Annotated in this window: 24 protein-coding genes and 1 pseudogene; 13 read left to right on the top strand and 12 right to left on the bottom strand. The window is 53.0% G+C overall.

All coding sequences use genetic code 11. From position 1 onward, the window contains the following. The 3 genes from HWQ14_RS15370 (at position 1) to tyrR (ending at position 4,100) form a co-directional block, all read left to right on the top strand. Positions 1-1,398: a YcjX family protein gene (locus tag HWQ14_RS15370; RefSeq protein WP_148419706.1), complete on the top strand. Its 1,398-nt coding sequence runs from the start codon at positions 1-3 to the stop codon at positions 1,396-1,398. After that, entirely contained in the window at positions 1,395-2,447 is a 1,053-nt protein-coding gene (locus HWQ14_RS15375) for a YcjF family protein (protein WP_148419707.1), read from the top strand. The genes HWQ14_RS15370 and HWQ14_RS15375 overlap by 4 nt, the downstream gene beginning before the upstream one ends. 111 nt (positions 2,448-2,558) lie before the next feature. Further along, complete coding sequence (tyrR, locus tag HWQ14_RS15380; protein ID WP_148419708.1) at positions 2,559-4,100, top strand: transcriptional regulator TyrR; 1,542 nt, start codon at positions 2,559-2,561, stop codon at positions 4,098-4,100. Between the two features lie 34 nt (positions 4,101-4,134). Here the strand turns inward: tyrR and tpx are convergent, their stop codons facing one another. Further along, complete coding sequence (tpx, locus tag HWQ14_RS15385) at positions 4,135-4,641, bottom strand: thiol peroxidase (protein ID WP_176610182.1); 507 nt, start codon at positions 4,639-4,641, stop codon at positions 4,135-4,137. 106 nt (positions 4,642-4,747) lie between these two features. Between tpx and ycjG the strand changes: the two genes are divergently transcribed. Next, positions 4,748-5,713: an L-Ala-D/L-Glu epimerase gene (gene ycjG / locus HWQ14_RS15390; RefSeq protein ID WP_176610183.1), complete on the top strand. Its 966-nt coding sequence runs from the start codon at positions 4,748-4,750 to the stop codon at positions 5,711-5,713. Here ycjG and mpaA read toward each other — a convergent pair. Beyond that, the gene (mpaA, locus tag HWQ14_RS15395; RefSeq protein ID WP_176610184.1) at positions 5,704-6,417 is read right to left on the bottom strand and encodes a murein tripeptide amidase MpaA; all 714 of its coding nucleotides are present in this window, start codon (positions 6,415-6,417) and stop codon (positions 5,704-5,706) included. The genes ycjG and mpaA overlap by 10 nt on opposite strands. A 183-nt stretch (positions 6,418-6,600) precedes the next feature. Here mpaA and HWQ14_RS15400 point away from each other — a divergent pair, with 183 nt between their 5' ends. The 5 genes from HWQ14_RS15400 to dbpA all read left to right on the top strand — a co-directional run bounded on the left by HWQ14_RS15400 (position 6,601) and on the right by dbpA (position 12,681). After that, the gene (locus tag HWQ14_RS15400; RefSeq protein WP_176610185.1) at positions 6,601-8,217 is read left to right on the top strand and encodes a peptide ABC transporter substrate-binding protein; all 1,617 of its coding nucleotides are present in this window, start codon (positions 6,601-6,603) and stop codon (positions 8,215-8,217) included. A 401-nt stretch (positions 8,218-8,618) separates the two neighbouring features. Further along, positions 8,619-9,749 (top strand): methyl-accepting chemotaxis protein, encoded by a 1,131-nt coding sequence (locus HWQ14_RS15405; RefSeq protein WP_176610186.1) that lies wholly within the window; start codon positions 8,619-8,621, stop codon positions 9,747-9,749. A gap of 90 nt (positions 9,750-9,839) precedes the next feature. Next, positions 9,840-10,823, top strand: coding sequence for a zinc transporter ZntB (gene zntB, locus HWQ14_RS15410; RefSeq protein ID WP_148419714.1), 984 nt, complete (start codon positions 9,840-9,842; stop codon positions 10,821-10,823). A gap of 280 nt (positions 10,824-11,103) precedes the next feature. Further along, positions 11,104-11,250 carry a hypothetical protein gene (locus tag HWQ14_RS15415; RefSeq protein WP_274857168.1) on the top strand — a complete coding sequence of 49 codons (147 nt, stop codon included), beginning with the start codon at positions 11,104-11,106 and terminating at the stop codon, positions 11,248-11,250. Positions 11,251-11,307: 57 nt separating this feature from the next. After that, complete coding sequence (gene dbpA / locus HWQ14_RS15420) at positions 11,308-12,681, top strand: ATP-dependent RNA helicase DbpA (RefSeq protein WP_176610187.1); 1,374 nt, start codon at positions 11,308-11,310, stop codon at positions 12,679-12,681. A 43-nt stretch (positions 12,682-12,724) separates the two neighbouring features. On the opposite strand, the gene ttcA is transcribed toward dbpA, so the two are convergent. From ttcA to HWQ14_RS15460, 10 genes and pseudogenes are all read right to left on the bottom strand, one after another. After that, on the bottom strand, positions 12,725-13,660 hold the full coding sequence (ttcA, locus tag HWQ14_RS15425) for a tRNA 2-thiocytidine(32) synthetase TtcA (protein WP_176610188.1): 936 nt from the start codon (positions 13,658-13,660) through the stop codon (positions 12,725-12,727). A gap of 49 nt (positions 13,661-13,709) precedes the next feature. After that, complete coding sequence (locus HWQ14_RS15430; protein ID WP_176610189.1) at positions 13,710-14,948, bottom strand: site-specific integrase; 1,239 nt, start codon at positions 14,946-14,948, stop codon at positions 13,710-13,712. A gap of 1 nt (position 14,949) precedes the next feature. Next, positions 14,950-15,162 (bottom strand): excisionase family protein, encoded by a 213-nt coding sequence (gene xisR / locus HWQ14_RS15435; protein ID WP_014884030.1) that lies wholly within the window; start codon positions 15,160-15,162, stop codon positions 14,950-14,952. Between the two features lie 64 nt (positions 15,163-15,226). Continuing rightward, positions 15,227-15,469, bottom strand: coding sequence for a DUF4060 family protein (locus HWQ14_RS15440; protein WP_176610190.1), 243 nt, complete (start codon positions 15,467-15,469; stop codon positions 15,227-15,229). A gap of 38 nt (positions 15,470-15,507) precedes the next feature. After that, positions 15,508-16,593: a RecT family recombinase gene (locus HWQ14_RS15445; RefSeq protein ID WP_176610191.1), complete on the bottom strand. Its 1,086-nt coding sequence runs from the start codon at positions 16,591-16,593 to the stop codon at positions 15,508-15,510. A gap of 9 nt (positions 16,594-16,602) precedes the next feature. Continuing rightward, positions 16,603-19,416: a RecE family exodeoxyribonuclease gene (locus HWQ14_RS15450; protein ID WP_176610192.1), complete on the bottom strand. Its 2,814-nt coding sequence runs from the start codon at positions 19,414-19,416 to the stop codon at positions 16,603-16,605. 140 nt (positions 19,417-19,556) lie between these two features. Further along, positions 19,557-19,721 carry a YdaE family protein gene (locus HWQ14_RS23300; protein ID WP_193361517.1) on the bottom strand — a complete coding sequence of 55 codons (165 nt, stop codon included), beginning with the start codon at positions 19,719-19,721 and terminating at the stop codon, positions 19,557-19,559. Beyond that, positions 19,714-19,869: pseudogene (locus HWQ14_RS23305) on the bottom strand (hypothetical protein); the annotation flags it as partial. The pseudogene HWQ14_RS23305 and the gene HWQ14_RS23300, both read right to left, overlap by 8 nt. Before the next feature lie 315 nt (positions 19,870-20,184). After that, positions 20,185-21,171 carry a P63C domain-containing protein gene (locus HWQ14_RS15455; RefSeq protein WP_176610193.1) on the bottom strand — a complete coding sequence of 329 codons (987 nt, stop codon included), beginning with the start codon at positions 21,169-21,171 and terminating at the stop codon, positions 20,185-20,187. 173 nt (positions 21,172-21,344) lie between these two features. After that, positions 21,345-21,728 carry a helix-turn-helix domain-containing protein gene (locus tag HWQ14_RS15460; RefSeq protein ID WP_176610194.1) on the bottom strand — a complete coding sequence of 128 codons (384 nt, stop codon included), beginning with the start codon at positions 21,726-21,728 and terminating at the stop codon, positions 21,345-21,347. Positions 21,729-21,826: 98 nt separating this feature from the next. Here HWQ14_RS15460 and HWQ14_RS15465 point away from each other — a divergent pair, with 98 nt between their 5' ends. The 4 genes from HWQ14_RS15465 to HWQ14_RS15480 all read left to right on the top strand — a co-directional run bounded on the left by HWQ14_RS15465 (position 21,827) and on the right by HWQ14_RS15480 (position 24,284). Beyond that, complete coding sequence (locus HWQ14_RS15465) at positions 21,827-22,045, top strand: transcriptional regulator (RefSeq protein WP_047647986.1); 219 nt, start codon at positions 21,827-21,829, stop codon at positions 22,043-22,045. 2 nt (positions 22,046-22,047) lie between these two features. Then, on the top strand, positions 22,048-22,599 hold the full coding sequence (locus HWQ14_RS15470; protein ID WP_176610195.1) for a toxin YdaT family protein: 552 nt from the start codon (positions 22,048-22,050) through the stop codon (positions 22,597-22,599). Positions 22,600-22,683: 84 nt separating this feature from the next. Then, a complete protein-coding gene (locus HWQ14_RS15475) occupies positions 22,684-23,601 on the top strand; it encodes a replication protein (RefSeq protein WP_176610196.1) in 918 nt (305 codons plus the stop codon). Next, complete coding sequence (locus HWQ14_RS15480; protein WP_176610197.1) at positions 23,598-24,284, top strand: replication protein P; 687 nt, start codon at positions 23,598-23,600, stop codon at positions 24,282-24,284. The genes HWQ14_RS15475 and HWQ14_RS15480 overlap by 4 nt, the downstream gene beginning before the upstream one ends. Positions 24,285-24,499 lie beyond the last annotated feature (215 nt).

Raw genomic sequence — 24,499 nt, forward strand, 5'->3', positions numbered from 1 at the left:
ATGAAGCGACTTAAAAACGAATTCAATTCTCTGGTGAACCGTGGCGTTGATAGGCATTTGCGTCTGGCCGTGACGGGGCTGAGCCGCAGCGGTAAGACCGCATTTATTACGGCAATGGTCAATCAGCTTTTGAACCTGCATGCCGGGGCACGGCTGCCGCTGCTTAGCGCGGTGCGCGAGGAGCGGCTGTTGGGCGTGAAACGTGTGCCGCAGCGTGATTTTGGCATCCCCCGCTTCACCTATGATGAAGGGCTGGCGCAGCTGTACGGACAGCCACCCGCCTGGCCTACGCCAACGCGTGGCGTGAGCGAGATTCGTCTTGCGCTTCGTTTTCGCTCTAACGAATCGCTGATGCGCCATTTTAAAGAGACGTCCACGCTCTATCTTGAAATTGTGGATTATCCTGGCGAATGGCTGCTCGATTTACCCATGCTGGCGCAGGACTACCTGAGCTGGTCCCGACAGATGACCGGCCTGTTGCAGGGGCAGCGTGCGGACTGGTCAACAAAATGGCGGCAACTTTGCGAAGGGCTGGATCCGCTGGCGCCAGCGGATGAAAACCGTCTGGCAGCAATAGCCGAGGCCTGGACGGACTACCTGCACCAGTGCAAGCAGGAGGGGCTGCATTTTATCCAGCCGGGTCGGTTTGTTTTGCCGGGAGATTTAGCCGGTGCCCCCGCGCTGCAGTTTTTCCCGTGGCCGGACGTTGACGGCATTGGTGAAGTGAAACTGGCGCAGGCGGACAAAACCACCAACGCCGGCATGCTCCGGGACAGGTACAATTACTACTGTGAAAAAGTCGTTAAAGGTTTTTATAAAAATCACTTTTTACGTTTTGACCGTCAGATAGTGCTGGTGGACTGCCTGCAACCGCTCAACAGCGGGCCGCAGGCGTTCAACGATATGCGACTGGCACTGACGCAGCTGATGCAGAGTTTTCATTACGGCCAGCGAACGCTGTTTCGCCGCTTGTTCTCTCCGGTAATCGACAAGCTGCTGTTTGCCGCGACAAAGGCCGATCACGTGACGGTCGATCAGCACGCCAATATGGTTTCCCTGCTGCAACAGCTGGTGCAGGATGCATGGCAGAATGCGGCTTTCGAAGGGATCGGTATGGATTGCCTGGGGCTGGCGTCCGTACAGGCCACCCAGAGTGGGCTGATCGACGTGAATGGCGAGAAAATCCCGGCATTACGCGGTAATCGCCTCAGCGATGGTGAACCGCTCACGGTCTATCCGGGGGAAGTCCCGGCGCGTCTGCCGGGCCAGGCCTTCTGGCAAAATCAGGGGTTTCAGTTTGAAGCCTTCCGTCCGCAGGTGATGAACGTTGACCAGCCATTGCCGCACATCCGCCTGGATGCAGCGCTGGAGTTTTTGATTGGAGATAAATTGCGATGACGGAACCGTTAAAGCCACGCATTGATTTTACTGGCCAGCTTGAGCAGACACCGGAGGAGGTGTTCAAAACGGCGCACACCTTTAGCGGCCCGCAGGCCGACAATTTTGCGCCGGTGCTGGCAGAAGAGCCGCTGGTTGAAGAGGGGCAGGCGGAAGCGGTCGTTGACGCGGCGCTGCGCCCGAAACGCAGCCTGTGGCGCAGGATGGTCAGCGCCGGGCTGGTCCTTTTCGGTGCGAGCGTAATCGGGCAGGGCGTACAGTGGGGCATCAATGCCTGGCAGACGCAGGACTGGGTGGCGCTGGGCGGCTGTGCAGCCGGGGCACTGATCGTTGGTGCGGGCGTTGGGTCAGTGGTCACCGAGTGGCGACGGCTCTGGCGTTTGCGACAGCGTGCCCACGAACGTGATGAGGCGCGGGATCTTCTTCACAGCCACGGCACGGGCAAAGGGCGTGCTTTTTGTGAAAAGCTGGCGGCTCAGGCCGGGATAGATCATTCTCATCCGGCGCTTCAGCGCTGGTACGCGGCGATCCACGAAACGCAGAACGATCGGGAAGTGGTCACGCTCTATGCCCATATTGTTCAGCCGGTGCTGGATGCGCAGGCACGGCGTGAAATAAGCCGGTCAGCCGCAGAATCCACGCTGATGATTGCCGTCAGCCCGCTGGCGATGGTGGATATGGCCTTTATTGCCTGGCGCAACCTGCGCCTGATCAACCGCATCGCCAGACTGTATGGCATTGAGCTCGGCTATTACAGCCGGCTGCGCCTGTTCAAGCTGGTATTGCTGAATATCGCCTTCGCCGGGGCCAGCGAACTGGTGCGCGAGGTAGGAATGGACTGGATGTCGCAGGATCTCGCGGCACGTCTGTCCGCGCGAGCGGCGCAGGGGATCGGTGCCGGTCTGCTGACGGCACGCCTGGGAATCAAAGCGATGGAGGTTTGTCGTCCTTTACCCTGGATTGACGGCGACAAGCCGCGTTTAGGCGATTTCCGGCGCGAGCTGATTGGCCAGCTCAAGGATACGCTTAACAAAAAACCTGCTCAGTGAGGTTTTGTTTACTAATCGTGCTGGCTGTCAATATTTGTTGACAGCCACCTTCCCGAACACCGCGATCTGACATATCATTTTACTGTTAATGGCTTAAACGGTGAATTTCCCATGCGTCTGGAAGTCTTTTGTGAGGACCGTCTCGGTCTGACCCGCGAGTTACTCGATCTTCTTGTTTTACGTAGCATTGATTTACGTGGCATTGAGATCGACCCTGTCGGGCGAATTTACCTCAATTTTGCCGAAATTGAATTTAATACCTTCAGCAGCCTGATGGCGGAAATCCGCCGTATCGCTGGCGTTACGGATGTACGCACCATTCCATGGATGCCGTCCGAGCGTGAACACCTGGCCCTGAGCGCGCTGCTGGAAGCGATGCCGGAGCCGTTCCTGTCCCTCGATCTGAAAAATAAAGTCGAGCGCGTCAATCAGGCCAGCTGCCAGCTGTTTGCGCAGAGCCAGGAAAAAATCATCGGCCACCACGCCACGCAGCTGATCCCTGGCTTTAATTTCCAGCGCTGGCTGGAGAGTAGCCCGCAAAACACCCACAGCGAACACGTGGCGATCAACGGACAGAATTTCCTGATGGAGATCACGCCGGTCTACCTGAAAGGGGAAAACGACGCGCGCGTGCTGACCGGAGCCGTGATCATGCTGCGCTCCACCGTGCGCATGGGCCGCCAGTTGCAGAATCTTTCAAGCCAGGATGTCGGTGCCTTCAGCCAGATCATTGCGGTAAGCCCGAAGATGCGTCACGTGGTTGAGCAGGCGCGCAAGCTGGCAAATCTGACCGCGCCGCTGCTTATCACCGGCGATACCGGTACCGGAAAAGATCTGCTGGCGCATGCCGTGCATCTGGCCAGCCCGCGTGCGGCGAAACCCTATCTGGCGCTTAACTGCGCTTCTATCCCGGAAGACGCGGTTGAAAGCGAACTGTTCGGCCATGCGCCGGAAGGTAAAAAAGGCTTTTTTGAACAGGCTAACGGCGGCTCGGTGCTGCTGGACGAGATTGGCGAAATGTCGCCACGCATGCAGGCGAAGCTGCTGCGTTTTCTGAATGACGGCACTTTCCGCCGCGTAGGGGAAGATCATGAAGTGCACGTTGACGTGCGCGTGATATGCGCCACCCAGAAAAACCTGGTGGAGCTGGTTCAGAAGGGCGTCTTCCGGGAAGACCTATACTATCGCCTGAACGTTCTGACCCTTAATATTCCGCCGCTGCGCGATTGCCCGCAGGACATCATGCCGTTGACGGAGCTGTTCGTGGCCCGCTTTGCCGATGAGCAGGGCGTTCCGCGTCCGAAGCTCTCCGCCGATTTGGGCACCGTACTGACCCGCTACGGCTGGCCGGGCAATATTCGTCAGCTGAAAAACGCGGTCTACCGTGCGTTGACCCAGCTGGAAGGATATGAACTGCGACCGCAGGATATTTTATTGCCGGATTACGATGCCGGAACGGTTTCGGTGGGCGAAGAGGCAATGGAAGGCTCGCTGGACGATATCACCAGCCGTTTCGAGCGCTCGGTATTGACGCAGCTCTATCGTAGCTATCCGAGTACCCGCAAGCTGGCTAAGCGCCTTGGGGTGTCGCATACCGCGATTGCCAATAAGCTGCGCGAGTACGGATTGAGTCAGAAGAAGGGTGAAGAATAAATAAAAAAGCCTCTTTGCAGAGGCTTTTTTACGATTACGCTTTCAGGGCGTCGAGTGCCGCGGTGTAATCCGGTTCGGTGGTGATTTCATTTACCAGCTGGCTGAAAACAACGTTGTCGTTTTCATCAATGACCAGCACCGCGCGCGCGGCCAGGCCTTTCAGCGCACCTTCGGAAATGCCAACACCGTACTTCTCAAGGAAATCCGGGCTGCGCAGGGTGGAAAGGGTGATGACGTTGCTCAGGCCTTCAGCGCCGCAGAAGCGGGACTGGGCAAACGGCAGGTCAGCAGAAATGCACAGCACCACGGTGTTGTCCATTTCGGTCGCCAGCTGGTTGAATTTACGCACGGACGCGGCGCAGACGCCGGTGTCGATGCTTGGGAAAATGTTCAGGACTTTGCGTTTGCCGGCAAACTGGCTCAACGTGACGTCAGACAGATCTTTAGCAACCAGAGTGAAAGGCTGTGCTTTGCTGCCGGACTGTGGAATGGAACCTGCAACAGCAACCGGGTTGCCCTGGAAATGAACGAGTTGTGACATGGATATCTTCCTGTTTACAAATAGTTAACGTCGTGGCTAGTGTATGTCATCCGCAGTTAGCACGGCAAACCAATTTTACGCCTTACCGGCCTGCAAGGAGTCAGTGATGAGAAGTGTTAAGGTCTATGAAGAAGCCTGGCCATTGCATACCCCATTTGTGATCTCGCGCGGCAGCCGTAATGAGGCCCGCGTGGTGGTGGTTGAATGTGAAGAGGACGGCGTGAAGGGCGTCGGGGAATGTACGCCCTATCCACGCTACGGTGAAAGCCTGGCGTCGGTGATGGCGCAGATAATGACGGTTGTGCCCGATCTTCAGACCGGCCTTACGCGTGAAGCGCTCCAGCAGCGCTTACCGGCTGGCGCAGCCCGCAATGCTATCGACTGTGCTCTCTGGAGCCTTGAGGCGGCGAAACAGCGCAAAACGCTCCCTTCGCTGCTGGAAATTACGCTACCGGCGTCGGTCGTCACCGCGCAAACGGTAGTTATTGGTGAACCGGAGCAGATGGCGGCCAGCGCCCAGGCGCTGTATGCCACGGGCGCGACGTTGTTAAAAGTAAAGCTCGACGACCGTATGATAAGCGAACGCATGGTCGCCATTCGCGCCGCGGTGCCTGAGGCAACCCTGATCGTCGACGCGAACGAATCATGGCATAGCGAAGGGCTGGCAGCGCGCTGTCAGCTGCTGGCCGACCTGGGCGTTGCGATGCTTGAGCAGCCTTTACCCGCGGAAGATGATGCCGCGCTGGCAAATTTCATTCATCCACTTCCGGTATGTGCTGATGAGAGTTGCCATACTCGCGAAAGCCTGTCGGCCCTGAAGGGCCGCTACGAGATGGTGAACATTAAGCTCGATAAAACCGGTGGATTAACCGAAGCCCTTGCTCTGGCAAAGGACGCGCAGGCGCAAGGATTTACCTTAATGCTGGGCTGTATGCTCTGCACGTCCAGGGCGATTGGCGCAGCGCTCCCGCTGGCGAACAGCGTGCGTTTTGCCGATCTGGATGGCCCAACCTGGCTCGCGGTTGATGTATCGCCCGCCCTGAATTTCACCTCCGGCGTGCTTCACCTCTGAGGCTGCCAGCGCAGGAGATCCGTCATTGCCCGCAGGTATTTTTCGCTCGCTTCGTCCGAGGAGATGGGCGGAAACTCTGCGGTGATACAGTGCAGGCCGAGGTCGGCGCACCAGCTGCCAAACGATCCGGGAGTTTCATAGCCGACGCTGGTCACCAGAGGAAGGGCAAACGCATCTGCGAGCCACTGTCCGAGCGCCGTATGGCGAGGATCTTCAATACAGGCGAGCGGATCGTGGAAAGAGACAACCCAGGCCGGGTGGATCTTATGAATAAGCTGGCATAACGCCTGAGTCTCGGGTTCGGAGCCGGGCTTGTCGCCCGTAAGCAGGACCACATCCCGCTCCTGCGCCGAACTGTTCCAGCGGTACACCGTTTCACCGGCGCGCCAGTTTGCCGCCGGGAAGTTCCTGTTAAGGTCAACCCCCCGCGCATTCGCCCGTAGCCCAAGCTGACAGCCGTCCGGATTAACGGTCAAAATCACATGATGACGCCGCAAGTCGGGAGCCAGCGTACGCAGCGCGCAGGAGAGCGTCACGATGGACGAATTTTCGTCGCCATGCGTCCCCGCAATAATCAAGCCGCTGTTGCGATCGGCCTCGGGAGCGGGAAACCAGATTAATGGAGCGCCTAAAAAGGAGCGGCCATAATGTTGAGTACCGGGCGGAAAGGCGCCGCGTTCCGTTCGTGGTCGGGTGGTTGCCATAGTAAACCCTGATGATGAAATCGCTTCTGGCAGTGTTGTGCAAAACCCGCGCTTAATCAAATAGTTTCCTTTCGTGTAGAAATTTGCCTGACATCAACTTTCAGGAGGAAGCATTTGCATTTCTCCGTTTCGAAACAAATAATTACGCATCTGCCTGTTACCTGAAATCATTAAGGGGATCGTATGAAGCATCCTGTTTCGCTTCTTTGTACTGCGCTGTGGCTGTGCGGGCTCTCATCACTTTCATATGCCGCGGATGTTCCCCAGGGAACGGTTCTGGCGCAAAAACAGGAGCTGGTTCGACATATCAAAGATGAACCCGCTTCCCTCGATCCGGCAAAAGCGGTGGGATTACCGGAAATTCAGGTGATCCGCGACCTTTATGAAGGGCTGGTGAATCAAAATGAAAAAGGGGAGCTGGTGCCGGGAGTAGCGACGCGCTGGCAAAGCAATGATAACCGGATCTGGACGTTTACCCTGCGAGACAACGCGAAGTGGTCTGACGGTAGCCCGGTGACGGCGCAGGATTTTGTTTACAGCTGGCGTCGTCTGGTTGACCCGAAAACGACCTCACCTTTCGCCTGGTTTGCGGCGCTGGCTGGAATTAACAACGCTCAGGCCATAATCGATGGCAAAGCTGCACCAGACACCCTTGGCGTAACGGCGGTCGATGCGAAAACGCTGCGCGTTCAGCTCGACAAGCCCCTGCCGTGGTTCAGCAATCTTACGGCTAATTTTGCGTTCTATCCTGTCCAAAAGGCCAACGTCGAAAGCGGTAAAGAGTGGACACGTCCAGGCGCGCTCGTCGGTAATGGTGCGTATGTGCTGAAAGATCGTGTGGTTAATGAAAAACTGGTGGTTGAGCCGAATCCTCATTACTGGGATAACGCCAAAACGGTGCTTCAGAAAGTGACTTTCGTGCCGATCAATCAGGAGTCATCAGCAACGAAACGTTATCTGGCGGGCGATATTGATATAACCGAATCGTTCCCAAAAAACATGTATCAGAAGCTGCTTAAGGATATCCCTGGGCAGGTATACACGCCGCCGCAGCTGGGTACCTACTACTACGCGTTTAACACGCAAAAAGGCCCAACCGCTGATGCCCGCGTGCGTCTGGCGCTCAGCATGACTATCGACCGGCGGATCATGGCGGAAAAAGTGCTGGGAACTGGCGAGAAGCCGGCCTGGCACTTCACTCCCGATGTGACTGCCGGTTTCACGCCGGAAACCTCGCCATTTGAGCAGATGTCGCAACAGGAGCTGAATGCTCAGGCGAAAACGTTATTGCAGGCAGCAGGCTATGGCCCGCAGCGCCCGTTAAAATTAACGCTGCTCTACAACACGTCCGAAAATCATCAAAAAATTGCGATTGCGGTTGCATCTATGTGGAAAAAAAACCTGGGCGTTGACGTCAAGTTGCAGAATCAGGAGTGGAAAACCTACATCGACAGCCGTAACACCGGGAATTTTGACGTCATCCGTGCGTCATGGGTAGGGGACTACAACGAGCCGTCGACTTTCCTGTCGCTGCTCACCTCCTCCCATAGCGGGAATATCTCGCGCTTCAACGATCCGGCGTACGACAAGATTATTAATCAGGCGACGCTTGAAACCACTGAAAAAGCGCGTAATGCCGACTACAATATGGCGGAGAAGATCCTGACAGAAAAGGCACCTATTGCTCCGATTTATCAATACACCAATGGCCGCCTCATTAAGCCCTGGGTCAAAGGATATCCAATAAATAACCCAGAGGACGTGGCGTACAGTCGTACTATGTACATTGAAAAGCACTAGAATCGAAAGAGTAGGGCGCGGTGCGATTACGATAGCTGTAATCGCATTAGCGCCCGAAGCAATCCTGCAATCGTTTAACAATAGTGAACTAAAACTTTAAAAGGTATGTACGCTATCCCATGCAGCATGTATATATTACCAGCGCTAACTTATTAAGCGTCACTAAACAATATGACTTAAAGGTATTACTTCTTAAATATACCGCTAACGTTTTTTACGGATGCATTATAACAAAACTGATATCTTTTAGTTTGCCTTAAGGCAGCATGTTGCGGCTGTTAAAATTAAATAAATGAATTTAAACAGCAAAAAAGTAATCTAGTAACGAACCTGAGGACAAAATTACCCGGCAATGCTATAACCCTTATTGCCAACCCAAATATAAAGCCGCAGGAAAATGTATGCTAAGAAATATTAGTGTCAGGACGTTTATTACCTATTTTCTTTTATGTGTATTTTTGGTAAGTGATGGAGTGATAACAATATTCTCAGGCAGCTTGTCGCTTTTTATTGCTGTTATTATTGTTCAATCTGTCGCCTTATTTTTACTCTGGGCGTACATGACAAAATACCTTGTGACGCCGATCAATACGGTGAAAAAAAGTATTGAAGAAGTCACGTCGGGTAACCTTGGGGTGTCGATTCCCGAGTTCGGTAACAACTGTGCGGGGCGGCTGATCCCGGGAATTAATAGTCTCTCCAGCAATATCGCAACGCTGGTGCGTGAGATCCGCGCGTCGTCGCATACTGCCATGACGCTTTCTGAACAGCTCTCTTCCCGCAGCGCGGAGCTTTCCGTCAAAACAGAACAGCAGTCAGCCTCTCTGGTCCAAACGGCCGCCAGCATGGAACAGATGGCGGCGAGTACCAAAAATAATGCAGACAATACCCGTTTAGCCAGCGAGCAGGCGAATGCTGCGACTATGCGGGCGCGTAAGGGCGGGGAGTTAATGGGGCAGGTTGCAAACAATATGCAATCGATAACCGAATGTGCCCAGCAGATGACGGAAATTATCTCGCTGATTGACGGTATCGCTTTCCAGACCAATATTCTGGCGCTTAATGCCGCTGTGGAAGCGGCAAGAGCCGGTGACCATGGTAAAGGGTTTTCCGTCGTGGCCGGTGAGGTCCGAAGCCTGGCACATCGCAGCGCCGAAGCGGCAAAAAATATTAAATCATTAATTGAAGTCACCAGCCATAACGTGACCCAGGGCGTCACGGTAGTATCGGAGGCGGAAAAAAATATGCACGACATCGTAGCCGGCTCGGGCAATGTCAGCAGACTGATGGATGATATTTCCGCCTCTACGTCGGAACAGGAAAAAGGCATTTCACAAATAACTCAGGCACTATCAGAGCTTGAGCGCGTCACGCAGAGCAACGTCTCGATGGTAGAAGAACTTAATGGTTCATCAGACGTGCTGCGCAATCAGGTGATTGAACTACAAACGCGAACGCGTAACTTCCGCCTGAATAATGAATACCAGCCTGACGATGCGCTAAAGCGCCGCAAGTGGGCGGTGAATTCCTGAGCATATTCAGGACCATGCCTCACATAATTATTGCTTAACCCTCGGCGAAAGCTAGACTGACTCCGGAAGAGTTAAAACGGTGGAGGCGCTGTGGAAAGCATAAAAGGGTCTGAGGTTAACGTTCCTGACGCAGTTTTTGCGTGGGTGTTTGATGGACGTGGTGGCGCAAGACCGCTGGAAGATACGGATGAAATCGACAGTGAACATCCATGCTGGCTGCATCTCAACTACACCCATCCAGACAGCGCAGACTGGCTCGCATCCACGCCGCTGTTGCCTAATAACGTCCGGGATGCGCTTGCGGGAGAAAGCCTCAGGCCGCGCGTCAGCCGGATGGGTGAGGGCACGTTAATTACGTTGCGGTGTATTAATGGCAGCACGGATGAACGTCCGGATCAGCTTGTGGCAATGCGTGTATATATGGATGAACGCCTGATTGTCTCCACCCGCCAGCGAAAGGTGCTGGCGCTGGATGACGTTATTAACGATCTGAAAGAGGGCACGGGACCAACGGATTGCGGCAGCTGGCTGGTTGATGTATGCGATGCGTTGACCGATCACGCCAGCGAGTTTATTGAAGAACTCCACGATAAAATCATCGATCTGGAAGATAATCTTCTCGATCAGCAAATCCCCCCACGAGGCTTTCTGGCGCTGTTGCGTAAGCAACTTATCGTTATGCGCCGCTACATGACTCCGCAGCGCGACGTTTACGCGCGTCTGGCCAGCGAACGCCTGAGCTGGATGAATGACGATCAGCGTCGCAGAATGCAGGATATCGCTGACCGGCTCGGCAGAGGTCTGGATGAGATCGACGCCTGTATCGCCAGAACGGCGGTCATGGCGGACGAAATAGCCCAGGTGATGCAGGAGTCTTTAGCAAGAAGAACGTACACCATGTCGCTAATGGCGATGGTCTTTTTACCGAGCACGTTCTTAACCGGGCTATTTGGCGTCAATCTCGGGGGGATCCCCGGCGGGGAATACCATTACGGCTTCACCACGTTTTGCGTCATGTTAGTGGTTTTGATTGGCGGTGTTGCGTGGTGGTTGCATCGCAGTAAATGGCTGTAAATTTACACTTTTATGATGCAATGTCTGCTTCAAAACGACATTTTAATTGAGCGAAGTCAATAAACTCCGACCCTCTAAGGTGCAATATTACTCCCGCAGGTGAATGCAACGTCAAGCGATGGGCGTTGCGCTCCATATTGTCTTACTTCCTTTTTTTGAATTACTGCATAGCACAATTGATTCGTACGACGCCGACTTCATAGTCGGCTTTTTTTTGCCTCCTGTTTCTCAGCGTCTACCCTTTAGGGGACAACACCAAAACCTGGAGGAAAAGATGAGTATGCTACTTACCCTGCACCTGGTGAACACGCGTCAGTCCGATCCGGTGCCAACCGATCCGACCCCAATGCCTGACCCCATCCCCCGTCCGCAGCCGATGCCGGACCCGCCACCGGATGAAGAGCCGATTAAATTGTCGCATCGTTAGCGGAGATCTGCGAGGATACGCGCCATCTGACCGTAATCTTTACCACGAGAGTATATTGTGACCGCTTTTTCCACGCTGAATGTTCTGCCTGCTGCCCAACTCACTAATCTGAATGAGTTGGGCTACCTGACTATGACACCTGTCCAGGCCGCTGCCCTGCCAGCCATCCTCGAAGGCCGTGACGTGCGCGTGCAGGCTAAAACCGGCAGTGGTAAAACGGCTGCATTCGGTCTTGGCCTGTTACAGCACATCGATGTAACCCTGTTTCAGACCCAGTCTCTTATTCTCTGCCCAACGCGCGAGCTGGCCGATCAGGTGGCGGGCGAGCTGCGTCGCCTGGCGCGCTTTTTACCGAACACCAAAATTTTAACGCTATGCGGTGGACAACCTTTTGGTGCGCAGCGCGATTCTCTTCAGCACGCGCCGCATATCATTGTGGCGACGCCGGGTCGTCTGCTCGATCATCTGCAAAAAGGCACCGTTTCACTTGATGCGCTGCAAACGCTGGTGATGGATGAAGCAGACCGCATGCTGGATATGGGATTCAGCGACGCGATTGACGACGTGATCCGCTTTGCGCCTGCCTCTCGTCAAACGCTGCTCTTTTCTGCCACCTGGCCCGAGTCCATTGCGGCGATCAGCGGGCGCGTGCAGAAAGATCCGATTACCATCGAAATTGATACCGTTGATGCATTGCCAGCAATTGAACAGCAGTTCTATGAAACGTCGCAGCAGGGCAAAATTCCGCTGCTGCAAAAATTACTGAGCCAGCACCAGCCCGCGTCCTGCGTGGTGTTCTGTAACACCAAAAAAGATTGTCAGGCGGTGTGTGATGCCCTGAATGAAGCCGGGCAGAGTGCGTTACCGCTGCACGGCGATCTGGAGCAGCGCGATCGCGATCAGACCCTGGTGCGTTTCGCTAACGGCAGTGCTCGCGTGCTGGTTGCCACGGACGTGGCGGCCCGTGGGCTGGACATTAAATCTCTTGAGTTGGTGGTCAATTTTGAGCTGGCATGGGATCCAGAGGTGCATGTACACCGTATCGGACGCACGGCGCGTGCCGGCAACAGCGGTCTTGCTATCAGCTTCTGCGCGCCTGAAGAGGCTCAGCGCGCCAACATTCTTGCAGAAATGCTGCAAATGAAACTCAACTGGGTGAGCGCACCAGGCCACACCAGCGTTGTTCCGCTTGTGGTGGAGATGGTTACCCTTTGTATCGACGGCGGCAAGAAAGCCAAAATGCGTCCGGGTGACGTACTGGGGGCGTTAACAGGGGATATCGGTCTGGATGGGGCAGATATTGGTAAAATTACGGTCCATCCGGCACATGTCTACGTGGCGGTTCGCCAGCCGGTTGCTCACAAAGCCTGGAAACAATTGCAGAACGGGAAAATTAAAGGGAAAACCTGTCGCGTTCGTCTGCTGAAGTAAGCTAAAGAAGCGTCTCAGAAGCGGTTTCTGAGACGCTGTAAGGTTATTTTACTTCCACCACGTTCAGGCGCAGTTCATCGAATTGCGCATCATCTTCTTCCGGCTGCCAGCCGGCAGGCTGCATCGGGATCTCTTCGCGGTCAAACGCCAGGTCGCCACCGTTTATCACTTCTGAACCATGGTTGATGCCTTTAAAATCGAACAGCTCGACGTCGGCCAGGTGCGAAGGAACCACGTTCTGCATGGCGCTGAACATCGTCTCGATACGACCCGGATAGCGTTTATCCCAGTCACGCAGCATGTCGCCAATCACCTGACGCTGCAGGTTAGGCTGAGATCCGCACAGGTTGCATGGAATGATAGGGAAGGCTTTGGCCTGTGAGAAACGCTCGATGTCTTTCTCGCGACAGTAGGCGAGCGGGCGGATGACGATGTGTTTGCCGTCATCACTCATCAGCTTCGGCGGCATGCCCTTCATTTTGCCGCCGTAGAACATGTTCAGGAACAGCGTTTGCAGAATGTCGTCACGATGGTGGCCCAGCGCGATTTTGGTTGCGCCCAGCTCCGTCGCGGTACGGTACAGAATGCCGCGGCGCAGACGGGAGCAGAGCGAGCAGGTCGTTTTGCCTTCAGGGATCTTCTCTTTAACAATACCGTAGGTATTCTCTTCTACGATTTTGTATTCAACGCCCAGTTTCTCCAGATACTCCGGCAGGATATGCTCCGGAAAGCCCGGCTGTTTCTGGTCGAGATTGACCGCCACCAGGGAAAAGTTCACAGGTGCGCTTTGCTGAAGATTACGCAGGATCTCCAGCATGGTATAGCTATCTTTACCCCCTGACAGGCACACCATAATACGGTCGCCTTCTTCAATCATGTTGAAGTCTGCAATGGCTTCGCCCACGTTACGGCGCAGTCGCTTTTGCAGCTTGTTCAGGTTGTATTGCTCTTTTTTGTTAATCTCTTGATTTTCTTGCATTTATTACTACCTTCGGAGCCAGTAGGGGCATAATAGGGGCAAAAATTTTTCAGCGTGCGAGCTTATCGTTAAGCATCAGCACCTGTTCGCCATTCATTTCTTCAATCCACGCACCGTAGACTTCATAAACCATTTGCGCGTTTTCATGCCCCATCTGGCTGGCTATGAAAGACGGGTTAGCGCCGGCAGATAAAAGCCAGCAGGCAAAAGTATGCCGCGTATGGTACGGATTCCGGCGGCGAATACCAGCACGTTTTACAGCTGCGTTAAATCTGGAGCCGATACTCGATAGAGAGTAGTAGGCTTTCTGTATGCCCTTGCGCATCCTTGGCATGAAAACAAATCGCAGGTTTTGATATTCCATCGCACCATACTCGCGGTGATGAAAAACAATCTCGGTTTTGGGCTGTAACGAAGTCAGTGTACGCTGTGCCTTCAAGGCCTCTAGTGCTGGCTCTAATAGCGTGATAACTCGATCACCTGCATCGGTTTTTGGTGGGACGAACATTCCTAGTGCATTAAGATTGCGCTGTATATGAACCGTCCCTTTCTCCCAGTCGATATCTTCCCAGGCAAGAGCTGCGAGCTCTCCATGACGGACACCAGTATACACTGCGAACGTCCACATATTGAGGCTTTGGCCACGCTCGGATTCCGCAAGCAAACTAAACTCCTGCTTCGTTAAAGGATCCGGTTTTACTTTCCCTTTGTGTAGTTTCTTGACCCCTTCAAAGGGCTTGCCACTGATAAAGCCAGATTTGTGTGCAAACCGAAGCAGGGAACACAGTAGCGATATATAGTTGTTCACGGTACGCACAGTGCGTCCCTGTTTGTTGCTTCTGGGATTTGCCAGGTAAAGTGTCTCACCGTTCAACAGCTCCTTTCTGTATTTCAGAATGTCGCTGTGGCGTATAGTTGAAACAGGCGTATCTCCGTTAATGATGTGCATTAACGTACCGAGTTGTGAGCGAGTCTTACGCATGGTATTCGCGCTAATTTCGGTTTCTTTAATGCTCGTCCACAGTTCACACAGCTCTGAAAAGGTCTGAACTGAAACAGTGGTTACGGTTTTTTTTGCTCTGGACGATGAAGGAAAGCGCTGGTGGTAATCAAACTCTCCAAGGTTGATCTCACTAACGATCACAGCCCGAAGATTCCCGGCTTTTTTGATGTTCGCCGGGGTGTTAATCCAACCTTTGAGAATTTCGCGGCAACGCTTTCCCCGGTACATAAACCAGATACAAATCTTATTGTTTCTGATTTCGACACCTGTAGGCAAAGCTGCCATCTTACGCATCCCTTATTAACTGATTAATTCTCGGATAGTTGTACCAGGTTGTGCCACGCAAGGTTTTTTCTCCGGAAGGAGAAACCCGTTTAAAATGGACACCTTCCACCCAACAGCCCTGTCGATACTTCTCAATCTGTCGTTCGGTCAGGCCTGTTTTTTCTGTGAGCCTTGCGCCAACAACCCATTCTTCGTTAAAAATTACCTGCGACATGGTTCACCTCAGGTAACCGGCATGAGTATAGATATGCCGGTCTGTAGTCGTTGATATTTCAGTTTCAGTTTGCTTGGCCGGGCAGGGAACGCAGTCGGCGCATGCCGGTCATTGCTGTGGCCACGTAGCTTGCCTTGCAGTTGACAACTTCAACCCAGACCTTCACGCCTTCCACTCTCACCGTATAAGTCTCTTTCATCTTGCTGCGCCCATAGTCACTGTATCTTTGCTGATGGGCTGCGAGTGCGATTTCACATGCCTGGCGAGCCAAAGGGGATTGCTTACTGCCTCGATTAATCAGTCGCATTTCTTCTCCTTGAGGGAAGGTTTCCCCTCCCGATCTCGTTAGTCCACGTATTCCGGTTTCATATCCGCCAGGGTGATGCTGAACTGACCATGCAGTTCGTCGCCCAGATGGCGTTTCGACGATGCAAGAACGCGCTCTACCTCTGCGAACCGCGCAGCTGCATCGGGTTCATCTGAAGGTGGCAAGGAATTGATAGCTGCTTCGACTTTGTTCCGTGCATCAATCAGGTAGTAGCGCTTCACGGCCTTGTTTTTCAGCTCAGTGAACAGGGCTGAACCCAGCGTTGCTTTCACGGTTTCAATATCTGCGCGCAGAGCTTTAGCGCTATCCACATCCTGAGCCGCCTCGATGCGGTCACGAAAATCATCAGCAAGTGCATCGATGTTTTGAGCTGATTCCTGAGCCGTTTGAGTGGTAGTGACGTTGTCACCTGAAATGTCTGCAAGGCTAACGTGCTGCGCCGGTGCAGGGTTTACCTCTCGTTCTTCTCGTCGATCATCGAGCTCATCAGGGGTGTAAACGCCCAGAATCACATCCGGACAGAACAGTCTCGCCCAACGTTTGACGGCCAGGTATGCCAGCTGCTGGCGGGGATCGTCAGCCCACAGGGTAGAGTTTCTGGTGCGGGCCTGAGCCAGCAGTAAATCAAGATCCCTCGGCTGATCTTCGCCTTTCAGGGTTGCGCGGATAATAATGCCGATCCCGGCTTCGTCAGCCAGGGTCCAGCCCGGGACGCGGTACTCGCCTTTGTCGCCTTTACGGATATGGAATTTTCCAACGACCTTTTCCCATGGCCCGTACCACTCATATTCAAAGCGGCTGGCCAGCACGCCGCTGCGTGAAATGACGGCATTAATCAGCTGTGCTTCATACCCGAGCACACCGTTAATCAGGTGCGTCTTCTGCGCCACGGCAAAGGGATTCATCTGCCACTGTGCCGCTTGCATCGCAACTGCCATGCAGTCGGCCTGGTTGCCCTGCAGGTGTTTAGGAACAGTGGCAGTGCCCTGCGCCATAATCTGCGCGAACGAGCTGATGGCGTTCAGATACTGGGAATCGAACATAGCCACGTTGGAGTTAATAACAGTGTTCTGGTCAGCAACGGTAACGTTTGTGTTATGCATAAATCCCCCTTAAGCCTGAGCGCGCAGCGCTTCGAGGCGGCGCAGGTCGAAGTCGTTCAGTTCATCGGTGTAATCGGTAGTGATCGGCGCTGGCCATTCGCCCGTGTCGAATCCGGTTGCGATGGCGCGCATCGTTTTGCGGTACTCGAGCATGCCCAGTTCCAGCAGTTCGGTGGGCGCCTCAATGATGGCGATCCAGTGGTAGTTCTCGTCTTTGTTGACGAAAATCCAGAAGAACTGGTCCAGCGCCGCGGTCTCGCAATACATGGCCGCGCTCAGGTGATAGTCGCGGTCAATGATTTCCCGGTGCAGTCGGGCGCGCAGGCTCTCCTGCTTAACGTTCCACATGCTGATGGTTTTGAGATCGGCGCCGATGCGTACGCCATCAAGATCCAGTTCAAGGTCAGGGCGCACCCGCACTTCCAGCCCGGTCTCGTCGTCAAAACCGAAATAGCTAACCTCAACGGCGCGGCTTGGGTGGGTCAGCAGCATGCCGGCAGTCGGGTGAGCCAGAAGTGCTTTTTGAATATTCAGCGCGGTGCTCAGCTGCTGGCGGGTGACCAGCACTTTCCCTTCCGGATTCTCGCGCCAGGCATCCAGCAGTTCGTCGGCAAACACAGCATCTGGTTTGACTATTTTCACGGCCTGAATCAGATCGGTCTTCGTGCCTGAGACTTTCAGCGGTTGTGGCTTCTGTGCTTCCTGTGCCACCAGGTCAGGGTTGATGATTGCCAGCTGTTCAAGCAGCGTATCGCGGCTGCCGCTGGTTTTAACCGGCGCGGGCAGGGTGGCGTTGTACTCTTTGATGCAGGCCTTCATGGCTGCTGCGGTCTGCTTCTGGTCTGGCTCGATGCGCTGGTACTCTGCCGGCAAAGCCATATAGCTCTGGGCCGTTTCCTCCAGGCTGGCGCCCAGCGGCAGCTGCGCGGGCAGGGTGGCGTTGTACTCTTCCAGCAGCGCCTTGATATCGTCTGCACTCAGTAGCGCCGGCAGGCTGGTGTTGTGCGCGTCGATGAATTCGCGCAGGTTGGCGGTGGTGGTGAAAGCACCTTCAGGGATCTCCGGCTCCACGCTGAACTCGGCCTCGAGGTTTTCAGGCTGCAGCGCCAGGGCGTGAACAAGATTACCCATGTCCAGCACCTTGGAAGGGGCGCGCGGGATGGTTTTGGCGACGTGGCGGGCGTTGAAGTACATCAGGCTGACCCGGGCATCTTTCACCTGAGTAGAGCTGATACCGTTTGCTGCGTGATAAACGTTATTCGGCAGGCCTTCATAACGGCCAGGTTCAAAGTACGCCGGATATTCCGGGACCGGTTGTGATGGTTGCTCTTCCGGCGCGCTCGCTTTCTCCTCTGACGCTTCGGCGGTCGATTCCTCCGTGGTGGTGTTCGCCAGCTCCGGCGCCGCGGCGGCCAGCACCTCAGCCGGGTTCAGGGTATTTGTTTGCGGATCAGCTGCATCAACGCTTTCGCCTGTTGGTACCGCATCAACAGTTTTGTCTTTCTCTGGCTGAGTCGCTTCCATCTGCACATCGCTGGTGGTCTCCGCTACGGGTTCCGGTTTTTCTACTTCATTTGAGGGATTATTGATGACCGGGTTATTATTTCCACCCAGCAGGCCATCGATGGAGTACACGCCGCTGCCAAGGCTTGCGACCTTTGGCTGGCTTGGAGTACTTGGTTCTTCAACTGTGGAATGACGAACCGAGCGGGAGTCTTCGCTCCATTCTGGATAGCCTTTAGAGCGCTCACCGCTTTCATAGATGCCGTTCGCCGTGAACCACTCACGCACCTGGCTACGCAGTTCGGTTGTGCTTTCTTCTCCAGACCATGAAATAGCGCGGGTAACTCCAAAAATACTGTTGGCGTCGTAGTCGAGGATGTCGGTGGTCTTACCAAGAACCTTGAGCGCCTTGGCGTGCGACTCATCTTTTTTGTCAGCGAGTTCTTTGGCGGCCAGGAGTTGCGTACGGTTGATTTGACCCGGTACTGCATCTGGGTAGAGCAGAGCGATCGCAATCTCAATGCTCAGGTTCGCCATGTTCTGGGCAACAGCTCGTTTATAGGATTCTGTAGTTTCTGGCTTTGCTGGTTCTAAAGGTGCAGGAGAGCCTACTTTAGAAATGCGATTACCATTTGCCCATTCGCGCACCAAGGGGCCTTGGTCAATATAATCAGTCGCTGCCCAGATTCTGGTGAACCGGAGAACCAAAGCGAGCTCGTGGCGCTTCTCCTGGCTGAAAACCTTACGAATTGCGTCGGTATAGTGCCAAAGGTCTTTGGTATCGTAACCCTTAACCTCTTCGCAGTTTTCTGCCGCCAGCAGCAGGTTCTGGAGATAGGTGTTGCCTTCATCCAGTGACATTTCGCTGGCAGCCAGTTGCTGCTCTTTAGTGATGAGTGACTGATATTTGTCGCTGGTCAGATGGACGGCAAAACGGACCGCTGGAGTGCGGTTTTCAAGCGGGATACTTTCGACGGTAGTTTCAACATTAACGGACGTTTCCGGTGCCGCTGTGTTGTCCATGGCTCCAGTAGACTCAGCAACAGCCTTTGGCAGCCAGGTGCGTCCATCAGCCTGCAGTTCGTAGCGTTTGCACCAGGTATAATCCACTGTGCTTTCTTCAGGCAGATCATTGTAAACAGGGAAATCGGTGCGAACCGGTTTGGCATAATCCTTACCGCGGCCGGTTTCAATACCTGCATCTTCCAGCCCAACATCAAGCTGAAGGTTTGCACGGGCTTCTGATTTAGCAGTGAACCAAATCACTGCGTCTTCTTTGCCGGATTTCTGCGTAGCCTTAACTACATAGAAAAATTCCATGTGAGATCCTCTTTTTTGGATGTAAGATCCCCGGGCCAGAGAAAGCGCCCATTGGGTGAACTTTGGTTTTTTAAGTAGTTTTCCGGTGTAACTTTGGTCGGGAGCACCGGACGTACGGGCCGCCTTGCGCGGCTTTTACGTTATGCCTCGTGGGCCATCTGGTCGTACGAAGCACAACGTTCAGAGCAGTATTCTTTTTCTTTGCGCGCCAGCTGTGAGCCATTGCGATAGAGAAGGGTACTTTTGACTACTTCCCCCGGTTTAACCGGCTTGCCGCAGTACCCGCATTTCGTTGAGTTACACATCTGGATCCCCCTTTTGCGCCAGCAGGTAGCACAGGCGGCGAAGAATCACCTCGAAGAAGTTCAGTTTTACGGCCTGTATCCGTCCTGGTTTGCGTGCGAAATCAATCATTCTCACCCTCGTTTGCCTTATCGCCGGCCAGCGGAACGTTTACACCTGATGCGCGTTAGTCTCTCCACCTCATCCGACTATTCGTATGCCGTCGGCGGCTACTTCGTGGGCGTCCTGCCTTGGTGGTTAGTAGTGCGTCTTGGTGATGTTAGTAAATCATTACTTTACCTATGGGTCAAGTGTTAGATTACTTGAAAGTACAGCAATTCTTTACCTTGACCATCTGGTGTACGAAAATGAGTTATCGTGCGCAAAAAAATCCCGACGCTAAGGTCGGGATCTTTAAGTAAAGGGCAGGGATTTGAGGCAGACTTGTTTGAGGACTAAAAACCGTCGTGGTGTTGAGGTTAAAATTTACTTTCGTGTGGAAGGTTTCGGCAATTCAGGGTGAACAACCTCGAACTTAGTTTCGAAATCCTCGTAATTGTTGCTTAGTTTCATTACCGTAACTACTGACGAAAGATGTTCTCTAAGCTTTGGATGCCCGATTTCTTGAGTTAAATGCTGGTGAAGTCTTCCACTTTTTTTGCTTTTAGAAGCAGCTAGTTTAAGCTCTTCCCTCAATCCTGGTGCAAGTCGGTCATAAACAATTTTGTTTGTTAAGGTACCAAAGTATGCTGGAAAATTCCTTTTTTGAGGAGGGTATGGGATCCCTCTGAGGCGACATAATTGCTCGTAATAATCAGGACTAAAAGTATGCACCCACGGTTGTAACTCTTTAGCAACAAAAGCTTCAAGAATCTTAGCTAAGGAGTCCCTTTCTCTAATTCTTTGATAACCAGTAGCTTCGTCAACAAGGGCTACAATACCTACTCTTGCAAAACCACGAACCAGGAGTAGTGCCCTGCGAGCTAGCTCTTCTTGCCCTTTCTTTAATACTCCTTTTGCATCAGCGGCCAAAATCGCATCGCATAAATCAGCAAGAATTGTGGCAGGATAGCCGATCATGTAGCCTGGAGTATGAGGGTTTTTGAATTTAAGCGCGCCACGAAGTAAATCTGGTATCTCATTGTTTACAAATGGGTTTAAGAAACCGCCCTCAGTAAAGTTTGCAAGTCGCGCGGCAGCTTGGCTAGGGTCCCAGCCAAGGGCTGATGCTAAGCCACGCTGAGAGAAAACCCTTGTCTTATTTTCATCATCTAAGACGTAACACTCTAATTCTATTTCACCGATCTTTAATGGCTCATCGTTAGAACCAGCAATCACTTTTGGCATGCTTGCTAATTCAGCTTTTGCTTGCACCATTTTTAGTGATTGAGCTTTCTTTTCCTCGGCTGTCATTTTGGCTGCGCGAGCTTTACCACCTTTGGCCTTTCCTTTTGGTTCATTATTTTCTTGCATGAGCGTTTCTCGTGTTGTGATTTACTAGCGATTTAATCACATGCAAGTAGCAACGTGCAAATTATTTTTTGCAAGAAAAAAGGCCGCGTGCCTGCGACCTTAATCACCAAGAATTGATTGTAATTTACTAATATCCTATGCGAATTTTAGAGAATGTAATGAAGCAATTTACCCTAATCTTCTCGACCCTTTATCCGGCCCTTCATGTACTTCTCATAAAGCTCATCTAACTCCTTCAGGCGAAGCGAGAAGATGCGGAGCATGTTCCGTTGTTCTTCTTCGGGCAGTTGGCGATATAGCTCCAGCAGACGTTGTTCGTCTGCCTTGAGACCGTCTTTCTCACCAACGTCCTCACCAAGGAGCCAGGGGACCGACACTCCAGCTGCATCAGCTAAGGCAAGTGCCGATTCTTTGCTCATCTTACCGGTTCGAAACCATCCGGTCACCGCTTGCTTGCTGACATTAGCTACTTTGGCCATCTCTGTTTTTGAGAAGCCTTTGTTATTCAATTCAGTCAGCCTAGAAATCAGGCTCTGGTTAGGTTCTTTTCTATTCATATATGGATTGTAAACAATAGCTTTACCACTTGATAGGCAGGTGATTCTTGACTGATTAGTAAATTGATGCTTTACTCGCTTGCACTTAAGGAGGTCCTATGACTGGAATTGAACTTGCAATTCTTCGATCCGGCTCGGCAAGCGGGCTAGGTGCTCTGATCGGTGTTTCAAAAATGGCTGTTTCACTTTGGCGCCGCAAGGGGATTCCTGCTGAACGAGTGTTGTCAATTTACGGGGTTACCGGTGTAACGCCCCATGAACTGCGCCCAGATCTGTATCCAAATCCCACAGACGGTTTACCCAAACAGGAGCCTTAACCATGCAGACTGTTTCACATCAACAGAGTAGCAGAGCTTCCTCTAATCCTCTGATATTCCGGTGTCATCAAAGCGAGTCGGCAGTGAAGGATATTGATCATCGCGATATTTGCTCAGCGGTCCGAGCTTGGGCTGCGGCAGAAGGGCGCGTAGCTGTTGCGCTTCAAATCCAAGAAGCGGCGGAAGAACTTCAACTTGATGGCGTGGATTTCTCTGGCCAGGCCGATGTGTGGAACGTGAAGCTGTTCCGCTGGCTCGACAACAAAGAAGACTCCGCATCGTACCGAAAGAACGTCGAACAGTTGGTGCCAGCGATCATGACCGTATTACCGCTTCGATATCGCGACCGTGTTGTAAAGAACGACTCGTTTGCGTATCGCATGGCCAGATTAGAAAAAGAGGTAAGTGAGGCGAAGCAAGCTCTGATGCTCGATGCACCGAAGAAGGAAAAGCTGAAGGAGTTAGGAGAGGGGATTTTTGAAATGTTCCGTGTCGATCCGGATCTCACAGCGCCGCTGCTGGCGATGGTCACAACCATGCTGGGGGCGATATGAAGACTTCAGAAAAGGTGAAAGCCGGTCTGCGCTAACAGAACCGACTTTCAGGTGCAAAAGTGGCTAACGATTGCGGAAATAAGTATGTCAAACACAGCTGAAATTATCAATTTCCCCCACAGAACCGAACAACCGGGAGGTCGTATGGCCGACCTGTCGAACGGGTATACCAAGATCGCTAATGAGATCCAACAGCTTAAGCCTCGTCTGAGAATGTCAGGCCGGGAGTGGCAGTGTTTTGAAGCGGTGATCTGGCTTACCTACGGCTGGAACAAGAAACAGGATCGCGTTACGAACACGGTGATCGCTGAGCTTACAGGGTTGAGTGATTCGCATGTTTCTGATGCGCTCAAATCTCTCGCAGAACGAAAAATTATCTTCAGTCAGAAGCAGGGTGTGATGAAAACGGTCGGTATAAATACTGACCTTTCTGCCTGGATTTTAGACAAGCCGAAAACGGGAAAAGTCTTCCCGAAATCGGGAAAAGTGTTACCGAAAACGGGAAAAACCTTCCCGGAAACGGTAGACACCCAAGACTATAACAAGAACAATAATAAAATATCCTCGTCTCGGAATTCTGACGAATCCCGAAACCAGAAAACTCAAAAGTTTCTCTCACGCCATCCAGAAGCTGCCGCCGGGATATACACCCCGGCAGGTAAATCATGGGGATCCGCTGACGACCTCAAGGCTGCTCGCTGGATTTACGACAGGCTTCTCACCGTCAACGCATCGCTATCCGAACCCAACTGGGCTGAATGGGCAAATACCATCAGGCTGATGCGTGTCCAGGACAAGCGTACTCACTACGAAATCTGTGACCTGTTCCAGTGGGCCAACCGGGATGAGTTCTGGAAAGACAACATCCTGAGCCCTTCGAGTCTGCGCAAACAGTGGGATCAGCTCACCACCAAGCGGCTGCGCGCAACCGGAACGGCAAAGCCATCCCGGGGCGGCATTGACCTGCATAACACCGACTGGATTGACGGGGTGCTGGAATGAAAAACCTAGCCGAGAGCATTGGCAATTTTGACAGGGAACAGGCTCGCCGCTTGGCCCATAACCTGTCTGAGCAGTACACCGAACGCGAACAAACGCAGCAGGTGGCGCAGATTATCAACGGGCTGTTCGTACAGCTGGCCGCCGCGTTCCCCGCAAGCTTGGTTAATCGCAGTCAGGAGGATGTGAACGAGATCCGCCGACAATGGGTGCTGGCGTTCAAAGAAAATGGGATAACCACCATGGAGCAGGTTGAAGCCGGTATGCGCATGGTACGCCGCCAGGAGCGTCCGTTCCTGCCTTCGCCTGGCCAGTTCATCAAATGGTGCAGGGAAGGGCGCTGCGTGCTGGGGATCACCACCGCTGACGTCATGGCTGAATACTGGAAGTGGCGTAAGCTGGTGTTCCGGTACCCGAGCAGCGAGCAATATCCGTGGCCTAAGCCGGTTTTTTACCATATCTGCCTTGAACTGCGTCGCCGCGGAACTGATGGTCAGTTGAGCCTTAAAGAGCTCGAGCGTGAAGCCAGCGACATTCTGGATACATGGGAAAAGCGAGTGCTTGCAGGGAGGCCGATTCCGCCTGTTCGTCGTGCGTTGGCAGCTCCAGTTTCTTCGAAGGGGCCGACACCGGCAGAGCTATTGAAAGCTAAATATGAGCGGATAAAAGCCGATGGCAGGGCATAGGGATGAAATGGTCTGTTAAGAGCGAGCAGTGGACGCTATGTATCTTTCAGGAATGTGCTAAACCTTAGCTACCGCTCTTAGGGAAGATCTGATAGATTTTCATTGTCACAAAAAAGGGCGGGCAATTATATTGTTCTTCATTGTGTTGTTTTTTTCGTTAATATGACGAATATAAGCCATAATCCCAGAATTTTAAAACAACAGTATAAAGAGCC

Source organism: Enterobacter cloacae (assembly GCF_013375935.1).
In the GTDB taxonomy this organism is placed as follows: domain Bacteria; phylum Pseudomonadota; class Gammaproteobacteria; order Enterobacterales; family Enterobacteriaceae; genus Enterobacter; species Enterobacter pasteurii.

Bases quoted from the DNA above. Each gene is read 5' to 3' on its own strand.
- HWQ14_RS15370 (WP_148419706.1), top strand. From the start codon at position 1: ATGAAGCGACTTAAAAACGAATTCAATTCTCTGGTGAACCGTGGCGTT.
- HWQ14_RS15375 (WP_148419707.1), top strand. From the start codon at position 1,395: ATGACGGAACCGTTAAAGCCACGCATTGATTTTACTGGCCAGCTTGAG.
- tyrR (WP_148419708.1), top strand. From the start codon at position 2,559: ATGCGTCTGGAAGTCTTTTGTGAGGACCGTCTCGGTCTGACCCGCGAG.
- tpx (WP_176610182.1), bottom strand. From the start codon at position 4,641: ATGTCACAACTCGTTCATTTCCAGGGCAACCCGGTTGCTGTTGCAGGT.
- ycjG (WP_176610183.1), top strand. From the start codon at position 4,748: ATGAGAAGTGTTAAGGTCTATGAAGAAGCCTGGCCATTGCATACCCCA.
- mpaA (WP_176610184.1), bottom strand. From the start codon at position 6,417: ATGGCAACCACCCGACCACGAACGGAACGCGGCGCCTTTCCGCCCGGT.
- HWQ14_RS15400 (WP_176610185.1), top strand. From the start codon at position 6,601: ATGAAGCATCCTGTTTCGCTTCTTTGTACTGCGCTGTGGCTGTGCGGG.
- HWQ14_RS15405 (WP_176610186.1), top strand. From the start codon at position 8,619: ATGCTAAGAAATATTAGTGTCAGGACGTTTATTACCTATTTTCTTTTA.
- HWQ14_RS15415 (WP_274857168.1), top strand. From the start codon at position 11,104: ATGCTACTTACCCTGCACCTGGTGAACACGCGTCAGTCCGATCCGGTG.
- ttcA (WP_176610188.1), bottom strand. From the start codon at position 13,660: ATGCAAGAAAATCAAGAGATTAACAAAAAAGAGCAATACAACCTGAAC.
- HWQ14_RS15430 (WP_176610189.1), bottom strand. From the start codon at position 14,948: ATGGCAGCTTTGCCTACAGGTGTCGAAATCAGAAACAATAAGATTTGT.
- xisR (WP_014884030.1), bottom strand. From the start codon at position 15,162: ATGTCGCAGGTAATTTTTAACGAAGAATGGGTTGTTGGCGCAAGGCTC.
- HWQ14_RS15440 (WP_176610190.1), bottom strand. From the start codon at position 15,469: ATGCGACTGATTAATCGAGGCAGTAAGCAATCCCCTTTGGCTCGCCAG.
- HWQ14_RS15445 (WP_176610191.1), bottom strand. From the start codon at position 16,593: ATGCATAACACAAACGTTACCGTTGCTGACCAGAACACTGTTATTAAC.
- HWQ14_RS15450 (WP_176610192.1), bottom strand. From the start codon at position 19,416: ATGGAATTTTTCTATGTAGTTAAGGCTACGCAGAAATCCGGCAAAGAA.
- HWQ14_RS23300 (WP_193361517.1), bottom strand. From the start codon at position 19,721: ATGTGTAACTCAACGAAATGCGGGTACTGCGGCAAGCCGGTTAAACCG.
- HWQ14_RS15455 (WP_176610193.1), bottom strand. From the start codon at position 21,171: ATGCAAGAAAATAATGAACCAAAAGGAAAGGCCAAAGGTGGTAAAGCT.
- HWQ14_RS15460 (WP_176610194.1), bottom strand. From the start codon at position 21,728: ATGAATAGAAAAGAACCTAACCAGAGCCTGATTTCTAGGCTGACTGAA.
- HWQ14_RS15465 (WP_047647986.1), top strand. From the start codon at position 21,827: ATGACTGGAATTGAACTTGCAATTCTTCGATCCGGCTCGGCAAGCGGG.
- HWQ14_RS15470 (WP_176610195.1), top strand. From the start codon at position 22,048: ATGCAGACTGTTTCACATCAACAGAGTAGCAGAGCTTCCTCTAATCCT.
- HWQ14_RS15475 (WP_176610196.1), top strand. From the start codon at position 22,684: ATGTCAAACACAGCTGAAATTATCAATTTCCCCCACAGAACCGAACAA.
- HWQ14_RS15480 (WP_176610197.1), top strand. From the start codon at position 23,598: ATGAAAAACCTAGCCGAGAGCATTGGCAATTTTGACAGGGAACAGGCT.